Origin of the sequence: Sphaerisporangium perillae (genome assembly GCF_023276435.1) — a bacterium.
In the GTDB taxonomy this organism is placed as follows: Bacteria; Actinomycetota; Actinomycetes; order Streptosporangiales; family Streptosporangiaceae; genus Sphaerisporangium; species Sphaerisporangium perillae.
This window is the reverse complement of record NZ_JALLPO010000004.1, coordinates 37,593-53,596: the sequence shown is the minus strand read 5'-3', so window position 1 is coordinate 53,596 and position 16,004 is coordinate 37,593. Positions and strand designations below refer to the sequence as shown.

16 protein-coding genes are annotated in these 16,004 nt (G+C 71.4%); 8 read left to right on the top strand and 8 right to left on the bottom strand.

All coding sequences use genetic code 11. From position 1 onward, the window contains the following. Positions 1 to 13: 13 nt before the first annotated feature. Positions 14 to 991, top strand: a complete 978-nt coding sequence (locus MYF83_RS05105; RefSeq protein WP_248958991.1) for an aldo/keto reductase — start codon at positions 14 to 16, stop codon at positions 989 to 991. Positions 992 to 1,078: 87 nt separating this feature from the next. Here the strand turns inward: MYF83_RS05105 and MYF83_RS05100 are convergent, their stop codons facing one another. The 5 genes from MYF83_RS05100 to MYF83_RS05080 form a co-directional block, all read right to left on the bottom strand. Continuing rightward, a complete protein-coding gene (locus tag MYF83_RS05100; RefSeq protein ID WP_248958990.1) occupies positions 1,079 to 1,741 on the bottom strand; it encodes a cyclase family protein in 663 nt (220 codons plus the stop codon). Between the two features lie 71 nt (positions 1,742 to 1,812). Next, entirely contained in the window at positions 1,813 to 2,163 is a 351-nt protein-coding gene (locus tag MYF83_RS05095; RefSeq protein WP_248958989.1) for a hypothetical protein, read from the bottom strand. A 24-nt stretch (positions 2,164 to 2,187) separates the two neighbouring features. Further along, positions 2,188 to 2,949 carry an SDR family oxidoreductase gene (locus MYF83_RS05090; RefSeq protein ID WP_248958988.1) on the bottom strand — a complete coding sequence of 254 codons (762 nt, stop codon included), beginning with the start codon at positions 2,947 to 2,949 and terminating at the stop codon, positions 2,188 to 2,190. Between the two features lie 82 nt (positions 2,950 to 3,031). After that, positions 3,032 to 3,883 carry an ABC transporter permease gene (locus MYF83_RS05085; RefSeq protein WP_248958987.1) on the bottom strand — a complete coding sequence of 284 codons (852 nt, stop codon included), beginning with the start codon at positions 3,881 to 3,883 and terminating at the stop codon, positions 3,032 to 3,034. Beyond that, a complete protein-coding gene (locus MYF83_RS05080; protein ID WP_248958986.1) occupies positions 3,880 to 4,896 on the bottom strand; it encodes an ATP-binding cassette domain-containing protein in 1,017 nt (338 codons plus the stop codon). Before MYF83_RS05080 ends, MYF83_RS05085 begins: the two co-directional genes overlap by 4 nt. Before the next feature lie 158 nt (positions 4,897 to 5,054). On the opposite strand from MYF83_RS05080, the gene MYF83_RS05075 reads away from it, so the two are divergent. After that, the gene (locus MYF83_RS05075; RefSeq protein ID WP_248958985.1) at positions 5,055 to 5,804 is read left to right on the top strand and encodes a TetR/AcrR family transcriptional regulator; all 750 of its coding nucleotides are present in this window, start codon (positions 5,055 to 5,057) and stop codon (positions 5,802 to 5,804) included. A gap of 99 nt (positions 5,805 to 5,903) precedes the next feature. On the opposite strand, the gene MYF83_RS05070 is transcribed toward MYF83_RS05075, so the two are convergent. Continuing rightward, positions 5,904 to 6,947, bottom strand: a complete 1,044-nt coding sequence (locus tag MYF83_RS05070) for a methyltransferase (RefSeq protein ID WP_248958984.1) — start codon at positions 6,945 to 6,947, stop codon at positions 5,904 to 5,906. A 196-nt stretch (positions 6,948 to 7,143) separates the two neighbouring features. Here MYF83_RS05070 and MYF83_RS05065 point away from each other — a divergent pair, with 196 nt between their 5' ends. The 5 genes from MYF83_RS05065 to MYF83_RS05045 are packed head-to-tail and all read left to right on the top strand — an operon-like array spanning position 7,144 to position 11,787. Continuing rightward, positions 7,144 to 7,926, top strand: coding sequence for an NAD-dependent epimerase/dehydratase family protein (locus tag MYF83_RS05065; protein ID WP_248958983.1), 783 nt, complete (start codon positions 7,144 to 7,146; stop codon positions 7,924 to 7,926). Positions 7,927 to 7,986: 60 nt separating this feature from the next. After that, on the top strand, positions 7,987 to 8,772 hold the full coding sequence (locus MYF83_RS05060; protein WP_248958982.1) for an SDR family NAD(P)-dependent oxidoreductase: 786 nt from the start codon (positions 7,987 to 7,989) through the stop codon (positions 8,770 to 8,772). Between the two features lie 19 nt (positions 8,773 to 8,791). Further along, a complete protein-coding gene (locus tag MYF83_RS43605) occupies positions 8,792 to 9,751 on the top strand; it encodes an aromatase/cyclase (RefSeq protein ID WP_248958981.1) in 960 nt (319 codons plus the stop codon). Then, positions 9,744 to 10,517: an SDR family oxidoreductase gene (locus MYF83_RS05050; protein WP_248958980.1), complete on the top strand. Its 774-nt coding sequence runs from the start codon at positions 9,744 to 9,746 to the stop codon at positions 10,515 to 10,517. The genes MYF83_RS43605 and MYF83_RS05050 overlap by 8 nt, the downstream gene beginning before the upstream one ends. A gap of 40 nt (positions 10,518 to 10,557) precedes the next feature. Then, positions 10,558 to 11,787: an FAD-dependent monooxygenase gene (locus MYF83_RS05045; RefSeq protein ID WP_248958979.1), complete on the top strand. Its 1,230-nt coding sequence runs from the start codon at positions 10,558 to 10,560 to the stop codon at positions 11,785 to 11,787. A 112-nt stretch (positions 11,788 to 11,899) separates the two neighbouring features. On the opposite strand, the gene MYF83_RS05040 is transcribed toward MYF83_RS05045, so the two are convergent. After that, a complete protein-coding gene (locus MYF83_RS05040; protein WP_248958978.1) occupies positions 11,900 to 12,928 on the bottom strand; it encodes a methyltransferase in 1,029 nt (342 codons plus the stop codon). Positions 12,929 to 12,932: 4 nt separating this feature from the next. Beyond that, the gene (locus tag MYF83_RS05035) at positions 12,933 to 14,837 is read right to left on the bottom strand and encodes an AMP-binding protein (protein WP_248958977.1); all 1,905 of its coding nucleotides are present in this window, start codon (positions 14,835 to 14,837) and stop codon (positions 12,933 to 12,935) included. Between the two features lie 346 nt (positions 14,838 to 15,183). Between MYF83_RS05035 and MYF83_RS05030 the strand changes: the two genes are divergently transcribed. After that, a complete protein-coding gene (locus tag MYF83_RS05030) occupies positions 15,184 to 15,996 on the top strand; it encodes an AfsR/SARP family transcriptional regulator (RefSeq protein ID WP_248958976.1) in 813 nt (270 codons plus the stop codon). The last annotated feature ends 8 nt before the right edge of the window (positions 15,997 to 16,004 follow it).

Genomic DNA, 16,004 nt, shown 5'->3' with positions numbered 1-16,004 from the left:
CAGGGAGACGACGATGCGTCACGCGAGCCTCGGCGAGGGACTGGCCGTATCGGCGGTCGGCCTCGGGTGCATGGGGCTGGCCACGCCGGCCGGCCGGGACGAGCGCGCCGCCACCACCGTGGCGCGTGCCCTCGACCTCGGGATCACGCTGTTCGACACGGCGGACTACTACGGCCAAGGCTCGGGCGAGGAGACCCTGGGGCGGCTGCTCGGCCGGCGTCGCGACCGGGCCGTGGTCGCCACCAAGACCGGCATCGTGCATCGCGACGCCGGCCCGCCGGTGCTCGACGGGCGACCGGACGCCGTCAGGCGCTCCTGTGAGGAGTCCCTCAAGCGCCTGGGCACCGACCACATCGACCTCTACTACCTGGCGCGCGTCGATCCCGCGGTGCCCGTGGAGGACTCGATGGGGGCGATGGCCGAGCTCGTGGCGGAGGGCAAGGTGCGCCACGTCGGCCTGTGCGAGGCGGCTCCGGCGACGCTCGAACGGGCGCACAAGGTGCAGCGGCTCACCGCCCTGCAGACGGAGTACTCCCTGTGGGAGCGCCACGTGGAGCGGGACATCCTGCCCGCGTGCCGGCGGCTGGGCATCGGCCTGGTGGCCTACCGGCCGCTCGGTCTCGGCATGCTGACCGGCGAACCGGTCGACCTGGACGCGCTCCCGCCGTACGACTGGCGCCACCGGGACCCGCGCCACCAAGGCGACGCGCTCACCCTCAACCGCGAGCCGGCCGCGCGCTTCGGCGCCCTGGCCGCGGAGATGGGGTACGGCGCGGCCGAGCTGGCACTGGCCTGGCTGCTCTCGCGGGACGGCGACATCGCGGTGATCCCCGGCACGCTGGACCCCGCGCACCTCGAACGCGACGCGGCGGCGGCCACGCTGCCCGTGACCGCCGCCGAGCTGGACCGCGTCGAGGAGCTGTTCCCGCCCGGCCGCACCGCCGGCGACCGGTACCCGCCACCGCTGATGAAGATGATCGACCTCGGGTGAACCCGGCCCGTACGGGGGCGCCGGGGTGACCTCCCGCACGGCGGGTCACCCCGGCGAGCGCCGGCCTGTGGGCGAAGCGTCACGTGCTCAGCCGATGATCGCGACCGGGCGGACGGGGAGGTTGGCCATGCCCTTGATCGGCGCGGGCAGCACGGTCAGCCGGGCGCCGCGCTCGGGCACCTCGCCGAGCCGGGTGAGCTGCTGCAGGACGCACATCCCCGCGCCGAGCAGGCCGTCCTGCGCGGGCTTGTGGTTGTCGGTCCCGTCGTCGATGTTGTGCGAGTCGATGCCGACGACCACCGGCCCGGCCTGGAGGACGTGCTTGACTCCGTCGGCCGTCAGGTAGGGGGAGGCGTCGAAGAACGCGTCGGTGCCCCAGTGGCGGTCGTGGCCGGTGTTGATCAGCAGGGCCGCGCCGTCCAGGTCGCCGAGTTCCCCCAGCGCGTCCGGGTCGATCGCGACGACGCCCTCGGGCACCCGGACGACCCGCACGGGCAGGTCGACCAGGCGCTCCACGTCGAGGGCGGCCAGGTCGTGGCCGTCCTCGTGGAACATGAAGGGGGCATTGAGGTAGGTCCCGGTGTTGCCGACGATCTCGATCTTCGACATCAGGCACGACACGCCGTCGGCGAGGAAGCGGGCCGACTGCTCGCGGTCGAGCATCGCCCCGATGACGGGTTTCGGCATGAACGGGCTCACTATCATGTCCTGCGCGACCACGTGACCGAGGTCGATGATCCGACGCTTCACGGCATTCCCTTCGGGCCGGTCCTCTGAGGTCCTCACATGCTCACAGCGGCCTCTCGAGAGCCGGTCGAGGATCAGCAGCCCACGAGGCACTTGCGGCTGAACACCGTCCGGCCGTCGACCTTCCCGACGAAGCGGCCGTCGTCGCCGTGCTCGTCCTCGGCCACGTTCTTCGCCGTCAGGGTGGCCCGGTGCCCGTCCTTGGTCTTGCCGGTGCAGTCGACGTCGTACTTCGACAGCCCCTGGCGCTTCGCCGTGCACTTCAGCCCGCCGGAGAGCGGATGCCCCTCGTCGGCGAACGCCTCGGCGCCGAAGCGCGCCACGGAGTCGGCGGTGATGGACGCCCCGGCGCCGCAGCCGCCGAGCACCGTGAGGATCGCGGCAAGGCCTGCCGCGGCCACTGTGGTCATCGTGCGCACGCGCATGGTGGATCCTTCCTGCCGGGGGCGCTAGCGGCCTCCGGCGACCGTGAGGAGCTGGCCGGTGATGTTGCCGTTGGCGGGAGAGCCGAGGAAGGCCACGGCGCTCGCCACGTCCTCGGGCGAGCTCAGCCGCCCGGTCGGGGTGCGCGCCGTTTCGGCCTGCCTGATGTGTTCGGGCAGGCCCGTGCGGGCGCGTTCTGTGAGGGTGAGGCCCGGGCACACGACGTTCGCCAGCACACCTTCCGCGCCGGCCTCCCAGGCGAGGCTGCGGCAGAAGCCGTGCAGCGCCGCCTTGGCCGCGCCGTAGAACTCCTGTCCGGGGTGGCCGTTGAGCGCGACGTGCGACGAGACCAGCACGATGCGGCCGAACCTTCTGGCCGCCATGCCCTGGACGGCGAGCTGGACGGTGCGGAGCGTCGGCGCGAGGTTGTGCCCGATGACCGGCTCCCACTGCTCCGGGGGCACTTCCCACAGCCGCTGCCCGGGCGCGCGCCGCGCCCCCCAGCGGACCGCGTTCGCGATCAGCACGTCGGGGCCGTTCCAGCGTTCCAGGGCGGCGACCGCCGAGGTGACCGAGGAGGGGTCCTCCAGCGCGTAGCGCACGGTCATCACCTCGGCCGCGCCGCCCTCCGCGAGGCTCCCGGCCAGCTTCTCCGCCCGTTCCCTGCCGGTGTGGTAGGTGAGGGCGACCCTGGCGCCCTCGGCGGCGTAGACGCGCGCGATCGCCTGCCCGATGCCCCCGGTCGCCCCGGTGACCAGCACCGACCGGCCCCGCAGATTCAGATCCATCTCCGCTCCTGACGTCGTAGGTGCTGCCACGATGCCGGTCGCCGGTCGAGACCGGCTGGAGGGCCGGGTGCCTGCGGGCCGGTCAGCGGGCCGCCGCGTTGTGGAAGCGGTGGATCGCCAGCGAGGCGAACACGACCAGCAGCACCCCGCACCACACGAAGGTGGCGATGACCGGGTGCTGCAGTGGCCAGGCGAGCTGCCCCTGCGGCACCACGCTGGGGTTGCCGAACAGGTACCGGGCGGCCGCCGCGGCGGCGCTGATCGGGTTCCATTCGGCGATGGGCCGCACGAGCGCGGGCATGCCCTCGGTCGGCACGAAGGTGTTGGCGACGAAGGTCAGCGGCAGCAGCACCGCCATGGTCACGCCGGTGGCGGCCTCCGGGCCGCGGGTGACCAGGCCGACGTAGGTGGACACCCAGCTCACGGCATAGGCCAGCACGAGCAGCATGGCGAACCCGGCGAGGGCCGACCCGAGAGTGGTGTGCACGCGCCAGCCGACGATGAGCCCGCAGACCGCCATGATGACCAGGCTGAGGGCACTCTCGAACAGGTCGGAGACGGTACGGCCGAGCAGGACCGCCGACCGCACCATCGGCAGCGACAGGAACCGGTCGTTGATGCCGCGGGTCATGTCCAGCGAGACGTTCACCGCGGTGCTGCCGGCGGTGAAGAAGATGGACTGGACGAAGATGCCGGGCACGAGGTACTCGCGGTAGTCGCCCCCGGGGATGTGGATGGCGCCCGCGAAGACGTAGGCGAACAGCAGCACCAGCATGATCGGCTGCAGTGTCACGTCGATGAGCTGCTCGGGAACCTGCCTGATGTGGCTGAGGTTGCGCTTGGTGATGGTCAGCGAGTCGGCCACCGTCCAGCGCAGGCGTGCCCGCCTGGTCTTCGGGGGCCGCGGCAGGACCAGCGTGCCGGGGACGCTCATTGGGCCGCTCCCTGGGAGGTCAGTCGGTCGTCGTCGGCTGTGGTGGCGTCGGACTGGTCGGCGTCGGCGAGCCGGCCGGTCAGGCGGAGGAAGACGTCGTCGAGGGTGGGGCGGCGCAGCGAGATGTCGTCGATGGCCACCGACCTCGCGTCCAGCTCGCGGACCGCCTCGATGAGCGCGGCGGGGCCGCTGGTCACCGGTACGGTGATGCGCCGCAGGTGCCGCTCGACCCGTGGCCGCGCGGAGGCGACACGGGTCATGGCGGCGCGGGCCGTCTCGATCTCGTCGTCGCGGTGCACCACGACGTCCAGATGCTCCCCGCCGGTGGTGGCCTTCAGCTCGGTGGGGGATCCGGTCGCGAGGACCTTGCCCGCGTCGATCACGACGATCTGGTCGGCCAGGCGGTCGGCCTCCTCCAGGTACTGCGTGGTCAGCAGCACCGTCGTCCCCGCCTCCACCAGGTCGGCGATCAGCGTCCACATGCCGGCACGGCTGCGCGGGTCGAGGCCGGTCGTCGGCTCGTCGAGGAAGAGGATGGGGGGCTCGACGGTGAGGCTGGCGGCGAGGTCGAGGCGGCGGCGCATGCCGCCGGAGTAGGTCTTGGCCAGCCGCTCGGCCGCCTCGGTCAGGCCGAACCTGTGGAGCAGCTCGTCGGCCCGCCGCTGCGCCTCCTTGCGCGGCAGGTGGCACAGGCGGCCGATCATCTCCAGGTTGCCCCGGCCGGTGAGCAGCTCGTCGACCGCGGCGTACTGGCCGGCGAGGCCGATGCGGTAGCGCACGAGCTCGGCCTGCCGCACGGTGTCGTAGCCGTCCACCCGCGCGGTGCCGCCGTCGGGACGGAGCAGGGTAGTCAGGATGCGGATCACGGTGGTCTTGCCCGCGCCGTTCGGCCCGAGCACGCCGCAGATGGTGCCGCTTTTTATCGTCAGGTCGACGCCGTCGAGCGCCACCGTCTTCCCGTATCGCTTGCGCAGGCCCTCCGCTTCGATCGCGGGAGCCTCTGGGTCCGCCATCGCCCGCCTCCACTTCCACCGTTGCCATGCGTACTAAGTACGCTTTATATTTAGAGCGTACGCCTCAGAGTGCGATGTACGCAACACCGATAATGAGGAGTACAGGGACGGTGCGCCGGCGACCGGCGGCGTACGCGGACGCGGGAGGGAGGGCGGGGATGAGCGCGCAACAAGGGGGCGGAGCCGCGCCACGCGAGGGTCTCGTGTGGTCGCGAATCGGCCGTCCCGCTCCGGCCCGCCGCCCGGCGCTGTCCAGGGAGCAGATCGTGGCGGCGGCGATCGAGATCGCCGACGCCGAAGGGCTGGGCTCCCTCTCGATGCGCGGCATCGCCGTGCGGCTCGGCGCGGGCACCATGTCCCTCTACCGGCACATTCCCGACAAGGACGACCTGCTCGATCTGATGGTCGACGAGGTCTACGGCATGATCGAGCTCCCGGAGACGGCGCCCGGAGACTGGCGGGAGGTCCTGACCCTGATCGCCACCCAGACCCGCGCGGTGCTGCGCCGCCACCCGTGGTTCGTCGCGGCCGCCTCCTCCAGGGCGCCCATCGGCCCGAACGCCCTGCGCCACCTGGAGTACACCCTGGCCGCCCTGGACGGGCACGGCCTGCGCCTGCCGGAGATGGCGCGCATGGTGGGCGCGACCACCAGCTACGTCACGGGCTTCGTCCTGCAGGAGCTGGCCGGCGAGGAGGCCAAGCGGCGCAACGGTCTCACCGAGGAGCAGTGGGCGGCGTCCGTCCAGCCGTACATCCTCGAGGTGGTGGCGAGCGGCAGGTATCCCACCTTCAGCCGCCTCACCGAGCAGGAGGGCGAGGAGAGCGACCCCGATCTCGACTTCGCCTACGGCCTCGACTGCCTGTTCGACGGCTTCGCGCCACGGCTGAGCCGTCCCGAGCCCTCCTGAGAGCCGCCCCCGGGGCCGGCTCCCGCCGGCGCGGGGAGCGCCCGGACGGCGAAGGGCCCGCACCGCGTCCTGGTCCAGCGGTGCGGGCCCTTCGCGCGCCTACCGGCGGCTGAGCTTGAGCACGTCCCAGTGGGTCGGCGGGTCGGGCAGGGTGAGGGTGTCGCTGATCTCGAAGCCCGCGCCCTCGATCAGGCGCGTCCACTCGGCGAGGTTGCGGATCTTGCCGCCCGACTGCGCGAGCATGTTGAAGCTGCCCAGGTAGAGGCCGATGAGGAAGTCCTTGTTGCCGTAGGCGTCCGCCGGCATGATCCAGTCGATGAGCAGCACGTCGGTGCCCGGCGTGGTGGCCCGGTACAGGTTGGCCAGGATCCGGGCGACGTGCTCGTCGTCCCAGTCACACAGCACGGTCTTGATCGTGTACAGGTCGCCGCCGGACGGCAGCTCGGAGTGGAAGTCGCCCGCCACGCATTCGGCCCGGTCGGCCAGCCCCTGCTCCTCGAGGTACCTGCGGGCGCCGGCGACCGTCTCCGGCATGTCGTAGACCACACCGGTCGTGTGCGGAGCGGCCTGCAGGATCCGGCTGAGCAGCATCCCGTGGCCGCCGCCCACGTCGACGATCTTCCGGTAGGGACCGAAGTCGAAGGTGGTGGCCAGTGCCTCGGCGCACCCGTGGGTCATCAGCGCCATCATGTCGCCGAACCGGGTGCCCTCGGTGGTGTTCGCCGCGTAGTAGTCGTAGAAGTCCAGGCCGAAGGCCGACTTGGCGACGGGCTTGCCGGTCATCACCACCTCGGTGAAGAACTCCCCCATCCGGTACATCCCCGGCCCCGCGGCGCCCAGCGCGACCTTGGAGATCGCCGAACCGGCGTGGGTGTCGGTCCGCAGGAACTCCCCGAGCGGCGCGAGCGCGAACCGCTCGGGCTCCGGCTCCTCCAGCAGGCCGATGGCGGTGCAGGCCTTCAGGAACCGGCTCAGGGCGTCGGGGTGGCCGCCGATCTCCTCGTTCAGCTCGCCGGAGGTACGCGGGCCGCCCGCGAGACGGTCGGCGATCCCCAGCTCCACGGCGGTGCGCACGAGCTGCGCCCGGGAGTAGTTCATGATCATGTCGATGAGTTTCTCGGCTGTCGCCTGGTCTGCGGTCATGCCGCGTCCTCCTTGAAAGGGCCGTGGATTCGCCGATCGTTTCTCCTGCCTGCCGCATGGTGCGGCGCGCCTCTCGAGCCCTCCTTGAGGTAGAGCCGAGGACCGCCGCACGGCGCGCCTCGAGCGGGAGTCGAACCCCGCCCGAATCACGATCACGATGCTCGATCCAGACCGTTGAGCACGAGGAGTGGGGCCGGTGGAGATCGTCGGGCGTGGATTCATCGCGCGGAATCTGGAGCCGATCGCCGGCTCGCACCCGCAGACCGTGGTGTTCGCGGCGGGCGTGTCCAGCGGGTCGAACGCCTCCACGGAGGATTTCGGGCGCGAGGCGGCCCTGCTGTACGACGTCATCGAGTACTGCCTGGCACGCCGCCGGCGGCTGGTCTATCTCTCCACCGCCTCCAAAGGGATGTACGGCCTGCGCGGCCCGCTGGGATGGGAGCGAGGGCCGGTCTACCCGAGCACTCCGTACGCGCGGCACAAGCTGTCGATGGAGGCCGTGCTGTGCCATTCGGGGCTGGACCATCTGATCCTGCGGATGGCGCACCTCGTCGGCCCCTGCCAGCGGCCGCACCAGTTCCCTCCGGCGCTGGTACGGCAGATCCTCGCGGGGACCGTCCACGTCCACCGGGGCGTGAGCCGGGACCTGATCGACGTCGCCGACATGGTCATGTGCCTGGACCGCCTGCTCACCCTCGGCGTCTCCCGTGAGGTCGTCAACATCGCGTCGGGCGTGTCCATCCCCGTCGAGACCGTCGTCGCCCACCTGGAGCGGCGGCTCGGCGTGCTGGCCGACAAGTACCTGGTCGACGTCCGCGACGAGGGAAGCCACGGCATCTCCATCGACCGGCTGACCGAGCTGGTTCCCGAGGTCAAGACGTGCGGTTTCGGCCCCGACTACTACATCGGGGTGTTCGACAAGTACCTGCTCGGCTACGTCGCGCAGGCCCAGCGACCGCCGGTCGCGCAGGCCCGGTGACCGGCGGCGACGCCCGGACCGAGGCCCGGTGAGCCGGGCCCCTACACGGAGAGGAAGCACATGGCAGATCAGGCGCCAAGGACCGCGCTCGTGACCGGAGCGACCAGCGGAATCGGCCTGTGCGTGGCACGGGCGCTCGCGAGCGCCGGGAGCCGGGTGTTCATCTGCGCCCGCAATCCCGCCGACGTGGCCTCCACCGTCAAGACCCTCGTGGACGAGGGCCTGGACGTGGACGGCGCGACCTGCGACGTCTCCTCGGGAGACGACGTCCGCGTCCTGGTCAGGACCGCCACCGACAGGTACGGGCCCATCGACATCCTGGTCAACAGCGCCGGCCGGAGCGGCGGCGGGGTCACCGCGGAGATCCCCGACGACCTGTGGCAGAGCGTCATCGCCACCAACCTCACCGGCGTCTTCCTGGTCACCCGGGAGGTCCTGTCGGCGGGCGGCCTGGCGGCCAGGTCGTGGGGGCGGATCGTCAACATCGCCTCCACGGGCGGCAAGCAGGGAGTGGTGCTCGGGGCGCCGTACTCGGCCTCCAAGCACGGCGTCGTCGGCTTCACCAAGGCCCTCGGCCTGGAACTGGCGGCCACCGGCGTCACTGTGAACGCGGTGTGCCCCGGGTACGTCGAGACCCCCATGGCCCAGCGGGTCCGCCAAGGCTACGCGGCCCACTGGGGGATCTCCGAGGAGGAGGTGCTGCGCCGCTTCGAAGGCAAGATCCCGCTCGGCCGCTACACCACCCCCGAGGAGGTGGCCGCGATGGTGTCCTACCTGGTCACCGACGCGGCCGCGCCCGTCACCGCACAGGCGATCAACATCTGCGGCGGGCTCGGCAACTACTGAGGCGGAAGGGCGAGCACCTGTGGAGACCACCTATGTCACCGAACACTCCGTCACGATCGCGGCGCCCGCCGATGCCGTCTACCGGCTGATCGCCGACGTCGGCGCCTGGCCCCTGCACTTCGGGCCGACGATCCACGCCGAGCGTGCCGAGGGAGACGACACCGAGGAACTGATCCGGATCTGGGCCACCGCCAACGGCGAGATCAGGAGCTGGACCTCTCGCCGCGAGCTCCACCGCGACGAGCGCCGGGTCGTGTTCCGGCAGCAGACCCCGCAGCCACCGGCCGCGTCCATGGGCGGCGAGTGGGTGATCCGGCCGCTCACCGGCGGGCGGACCGACGTCGTGCTCAAGCACGACTTCTCGGCCATCGGCGACGATCCGGAGAAGGTGCAGTGGATCCGGGGCGCGGTCGACCGCAACAGCGGCACCGAGCTGGCGGGACTGAAGGCGGCGGCGGAACGCTTCGAGGGGCTCGGCGAGCTCACGCTGTCGTTCGCCGACACCGTGCTCATCGACGGCTCCGCGAAGGACGCGTACGACTTCGTCCACCGCTGCCAGGACTGGCCCGAACGCCTGCCCCATGTGTCGCGGATCTCGCTGACCGAAGACGTGCCGGGCCTGCAGAGCATGGAGATGGACACCGTGTCCCCCGACGGCTCGGCCCACACGACGTCCTCGTTCCGCGTGTGCTCACCCTGCACGCGCATCGTCTACAAGCAGGTGGTCCTGCCGAAGATCATGATGGCGCACACGGGACGCTGGTCGTTCGAGGAGACCGATCGCGGCGTGCTCGTCACCTCCTCGCATACTGTGGTGATCCGGCCAGAGTCCGTGCCCGAGCTCCTCGGCCCGGAGGCGACCCTGGCCGAGGCTCGCGGGCGCGTGCGGGAGGCGTTGAGCGCCAACAGCTCCACCACCCTGCGGTGCGCCAAGTCGTTCGTGGAGTCCGGGGCCGCCCTGGAGGTCTGCGATGGCTGAGCCGCTCCCCGACGCCGATCCGTCCCTCGGGCTCGGCGGCAGGGTCGCGCTCGTCACCGGAGCCACGCGCGGGCTCGGCCTGGCCATCGCCCGCAAGCTCTGTGCCTGCGGCTGCCAGGTGATCCTCAACTACGCCCACTCCGAGGAGGACGCCAAGGAGGCGGTCCACGCTCTCAGCGGGCTCAGGGGCACCGCGTTCCCGATCAAGGCCGACGTGACGGCACGCGACGAGGTGGCCCGGCTGCTCGGCGCGATCCGGCGGCGGTACGGCAGGCTGGACGTGTTCGTGCACAACGCCGCCTCCTGGAAGCCCATGCCGGCCACCCGTCCCGACGTCGCGGCGCTGCACCGCGACGTCGCCTCCGCCCTGGACCCGCTGCTGTTCGCGGCCTCGGCGATCGACGGGCTGATGGGCGACGACGGCCGCGTGATCGCCGTGTCCAGCGACGGGGCTCACAACGTGATCCCCCTGTACGTGAGCCTCGGCGTCGCCAAGGCCGCTCTGGAAAGCCTGGTCCGCTACCTCGCCGTCGAGCTCGGGCCGCACGGTGTCACCGTCAACGGCGTGTCGACCTCCAAGCTGGACAAAGGTCCCGGCACCCCCAACCCCGAGATGATCCGCTTCCTCGCGAGGCGGACACCGGCGGGCCGGCTGACCACGCCCGAGGACGTCGCCGCGGTCGTGGCCCTGCTGAGCACGAGCGAGGCCGCCTGGATCAACGGCCAGGTGATCAACGTGGACGGCGGGCTCGGGCTGCGGTCGTGAACCGTTCCCTGCCCGCGGCCCGGCTACGGAAGGAACGTCGTTGACCGACATCCAGACCGACTTCTGCGTCGTCGGCGGCGGCCCCGCGGGGCTGACGCTGGCGCTGACCCTGCTGCGCTCGGGCACGCGCGTCACCCTGATCGAGCGGTCGTCCTCCTTCGACCGCGAGTACCGGGGCGAGATCCTGCAGCCCGGCGGGATGGCCGTGCTGGACGCCCTCGGCGTCCTCGCCGGCGCCCGTGAGCGCGGCTGCCACGAGCACGACGGCTTCCAGCTCGTGGACCGGGGCAGGGTGCTGCTCGACGGCGACTACCGCCGGCTGCCCGGGCCGTACAACTGCCTGCTCAGCATCCCGCAGCGGCACCTGCTGCAGGAGCTCCTGGACCGCTGCCTCGCGTTCGAGGAGTTCACCTACCTCGGCGGCAGCCGGGTCACGGGCCTGCTGGAGGAGGCCGGGGCGGTGCGGGGCGCGCTGTGCGAGGGGCGGGGCGAGCGGCACGCGGTCCTCGCGCACTGCGTCGTCGGCGCGGACGGCAGGTACTCCAAGGTGCGGCGCCTCGCCGGGATCGGCTACACCCGCCTGGACGTCTTCGACCAGGACGTGCTGTGGTTCAAGCTGCCGGCCGGCGACCGGGCGCCCCGCGTGGTCAGGGTGTTCCTGGCCGGCGGCAACCCGGTCCTGACCTACGCCTCGGTGCCGGACGGCGTGCAGGTCGGCTGGACACTCCCGCACAAGGGGTACGGGAGCATCGCCGCGGAGGGCGTGGACCACGTCAAGGAACAGATCTGCGCGGCGATCCCCGAGTACACCGGGCTGGTGAGATCGCACATCGGCGCTCTCAGCGACCTGACCCTGCTCGACGTGTTCGCCGGGAGCGCCGAGCGGTGGGTGCGGGACGGGCTGGTGCTGATCGGCGACAGCGCGCACACCCACAGCCCCATCGGCGCGCAGGGCATCAACCTCGCCGTCCAGGACGCGGTCGCCCTGCACCCCATCCTGCTGGCCTCGCTGCGGAACCGTGATGCGAGCGCCGCCTTCCTCGGCGCCTTCACCGCCGGCCGCAGGCCGCCCATCGACAGCATGACGAGGATCCAGCGCGCGCAGAGCAGGGTCATGCTCTCCACCGGCGGGTTCGTCTCGGTCGTACGGCCGGTGCTCGCGGGGCTGGTCTCGCGGTCGCCGGTCTACCGCTTGATGCTCAGGAAGATCGCCTACGGCGACCCGGCGATCCGGATCTCCTCGGAGCTGTTCGCCCCCGGCCCGGCCTGAGCCCTCCCCCGCCGGGCCTTCCCGGCTCTCACGGCCACGTCCTCGTGGCGCCCATGGGGAGGGCGGGCACGATCGCTCGTGCCCGCCCCTCCATGCGCCGGTGCCGCGGGGATCACCAGTGCGGCACGGAGCTCTCGATCATGTGCAGGTACGGCCCGACGGGGCGGACGCCGGTGACCCGCAGCCCGGCCTGCCCGATCAGACCGATCAGCCCGTCCTTGGTGTGCCTGCGCCCGCCGACGTTCAGCAGCAGGAGCAGGTCCATGGCGGTGGCGAACTTCATCTCCGGGCTTCCGTCGACCAGGTTCTCGATGACCACGACGCGGGCGCCGGGGCGCGCCGCGGCCCTGACGTTGCGCAGGGCGCGCACCGTGCTCTCGTCCTCCAGTTCCAGGATGTTCTTCAGCACGTAGACGTCGGCGCCGGGGGTGACGGACTCGCGGAGGTCCCCGGGCACGAGCCGCGCGCGGCCGGCCAGGGCTCCGCCCTCCGCCAGCCGGGGATCGGGGTTCAGCAGCACGTTGGGCAGGTCGAACAGCACCCCGCGCAGATCCGGGTGGCGTTCCAGGAGGGTGGCGAGCAGGTAGCCCTGCCCGCCCGCGATGTCGGCGACGACGCCCGCGCCCGAAAGGTCGAGGAGCTCGGCCACCATCCGCGCCGACATGACGCTCGACTGCGTCATGGCCCGGTCGAACACCTGCGCCGACTCGGGGGCGTCCTCGTGCAGGTGGGTGAAGAAGTCCTTCCCGTGGACGTCGGTGAACACCTCCCCGCCCAGGCGTACCGCGTCGGCGAGCCGGCCCCACACCGCCCACGTCCAGGGCTCGGTGGCCCAAAGGACCATGTACAGCATGCTGCGCGGCGCGTCGGCCCGTAGCAGCCTGGAGGTCTCGGTGTGCGTGTAGCGCCCCTGGCCGTCCTCGGCGAAGACGCCGTGGCAGGCCAGCGCGCGCAGCAGGCGGGCCAGCGCCTCGGGGTCGGCGTCCACCTCCAGGGCCAGTTCGGTGACCGTGGCGGGGGCCTCGCCAAGCGCGTCCGCGAGCCGCAGCTCGGCCGCGGCGCGCAGGATGCCCGCGTAACCCGCGCTGAGCGCGAGCTCCCGCATGAGCATCACCGTGTGGAGCCCGGCGTCGGTGGTCATCCGGTCACTCCTCCACCGTCTGGTAGAGGTCGATGTCCGCGGTGGCGTGCTTGATCAGTTCCGGGAGGATCTCCTGGAACCCGCTGCCCATCATGGCCTGCTGGTGTGACGCCATGTCCTCCCACTCTCCGGTCTCGACGAACACGTTGGAGTTCTTGAGCGAGCGGTAGAGGCGGTGACTCACGAAGCCGGGACGGCTCTTCATGTAGCTGGTGATCTTCCCGAGCAGCTGCTCGAACTCCACGGGGTCTCCGGTGACGGTGAGCTTGTTGATGATGGTGACCACGGTCCTTGCCTCTCTCTTCGGTGCCACGGTGGGATCGGGCCGGTCCAGGACCAGGGCGCGCAGTTCGCGGCGCTGGATCTTGCCGTTCTGGGAACGCGGGATGGCGTCGACCAGCTCCACGTGCCGCAGGTGCTGGTAGTAGGGGAGCTGGCCGTTCACGAACTCCGCGAGCTCGGCGGCGCCGGTCTCGGGGTCACGGGAGACGACCAGGGCGCAGGCGACGGCGCCGCTGAACTCGTCGGGGCGGTCCACGACCACGCAGTCGGCGACGGCGGGGTGCCGCGCGAGCACCCGCTCGATCTCGGTGGGCGAGACCAGGAAGTTGTCGCACTTGAAGACGTCTTTGAGGCGGTCGACCACGAACAGGCGGCCCTCCGCGTCCATCACGCCGATGTCCCCGGTGGAGAACCAGCCCTCGCCGTCCAGGTGGGCCGAAGGCTCCTCCCCCAGGTAGCCCTTCATGAGCTGCGGACCGCGCACCTGGATCTCGCCCTTGTCTCCCACCGGCAGGACGTGGCGCGCGTCCACGTCCACGACGCGGCACCCGGTGCCGGCCGAGGGCGGTCCGCACGACCCCGCCACGGGGGCCGCCGGCCGGTCGAAGTGGGTCTGCGGCGAGGCCTCCGCGAGGCCGTACCCCTGCACCACGGGGACGCCGAAGTGCCCGGCCAGCCTGGCCGTCACCGGCGGCGGCAGGGCGGAGCCGCCCGAGAGGATCGCGTGGACGCCGGTGAGCCGCAGGTCCGCGAGGTTCGGGTCGGCCGCGAGCCTGGACAGCCGCATCGGCAGGCTGTAGTAGTGCGTGACGCCGTACCGGCGGGCCGTCTCGGTGGAGGCGGCCACGTCCGGGTCCGCGTGCAGGATCTGCGCGCATCCGGCATGGGTGGCGATGTTCAGGTGCATCAGGTGGAAGGTCGGCAGATAGTTGAAAATCACCGAGTCGGCGGTGAGCCCGTGGGCGTGTGCGGTCTGGGCGGCGTTGACCGTCAGGTTGCGATGGGTCAGCCGCACGGCCTTGGGTGCCCCCGTCGTGCCGCTGGTGAACAGGATCGACGCCACGTCTTCGGCGTCCCGCGCGGCCGGCGCCGGCCCCGTCGTGACCCGCGCCATCCGTTCCCGCAGCACGACGGCCTCAGGGGCCTCGGGGTCGGGGCGGGTCAGCAGGACGTGCCGCAGCAGCGGCAGCCGGTCGCGTGCGGGTGCGAGCACGGCGTGGACCTCGGGGGTCAGGATCGCCACCACGGCGCCCGAGGTCCGCAGCACGTGCTCGAGCCCCTCCGCGCGCAGCAGCGGGTTCACCGGCACGCTGACGGCGCCGGCGCGCGAGATCGCGTAGTAGCCGATCGCGAAGACCGGGGCCAGCGCCGCGGCGATCGCGACGACCTGGTCCGGCCCGGCGCCCAGCCCGGCCAGCACGGCGGCACAGCGGTCCACCTCGGCGTCCAGTTCCGCGTAGGTGAGGTCGCCCCCTGCCGCCCGCAGCGCCGGACGCTCCGGCGCCCGCTCGGCGGCCCTGCGGAGCAGGTCGTCGACCCGGGGTCCGCCGATGTCGGCGCCGATGGACGCGAGGGGCTCCCCCTCCGCGACGCTGAGCCTGAGCGCGTGCGACTCCGAGATCGACATGGTGGACGCCTCCCATGCTCCAACCGCTGGTTCGACCGGCATCCCGAACCTCGCAGCCGGTCCTCGGGCGCTCCTTGAGCCCCGATCGAGAGGAGGCGATTCCGCGGCCCGCCCCCCGGGGCGCGGGAGCGCGGGCGCCGGCGGCCGGACGCCGCCGTCCGTTCTCACAACGCGCCGGAGGCCGCCGACCACACTTCGTAACGCGATTCTGACATCTTAATTATTTCCTAAGACTGACACCCCCTCATTGACCCCTATTTATGCCCGAACTACGTTTGACACGCGGTCAGGAGCTCCGCGCAGGGCTGCCGGTAATCCGGCATCGCACTCGTCTTTGGAGGTTCCGGTGAGATTCAATCTATTAGGTCCGCTCGAAGTGGTCGGCGAGGGCCGGGTCTGCACGCCCACCTCGAGCAAGCAAAGGCAGGTTCTGGCGCTGCTGCTGATGCGCGCCAACCAGGTGGTGAGCCTGGACTCGATAATCGAGGAACTCTGGGACGACCATCCCCCGCACAGCGCGGTCACGACCGCGCAGACCTACATTTACCAGCTCAGGAAGTCCTTCTCCCGCGAGCTGGGCGAGGCGGCCGCCAACCGGATGCTCGCCACCTCGCCGCCGGGATACATATTCCGCGTCGAATTCGGTGAGACCGACTACCTCACCTTCGAAACCCTCGTCGGCCAGGCCCGAGCGCTGCGTAACGACGGACTTACCGCGGGTGCCGCCGAGAAAACGGCCGACGCCTTGGCCCTGTGGCGCGGAGCACCGCTTTCCAACGTCAACTACGGACGGTTACTGCACGGTTATGCGATTCATCTCGAAGAAAGACGGATCGCCGCGCTGCAGCTTCGAATAGAAGCGGAAATGGAATTGGGGCACCATCATGAGCTCATCGCGGAGCTGAGGGCGCTCGTTACCACCCATCCGTTCAACGAGTGGTTCCACGCACAGCTGATCGTCGCCTTGAACAGATGCGGGCGCCGCAGCGACGCCCTGCACGCCTACCAGAACGCCCGCGGCCTGCTCAGCGAGGAGCTGGGCCTGGACCCCTCGCCCGAGCTGCAGCACGCACACGAAGATGTGCTGAGGACCGGCACCCGCGCGCTGATGTACCGCTCCGCGGAAGTGGTGGCCACCTCCTCGCTGGCCGCCCGGTGACCCCGGCC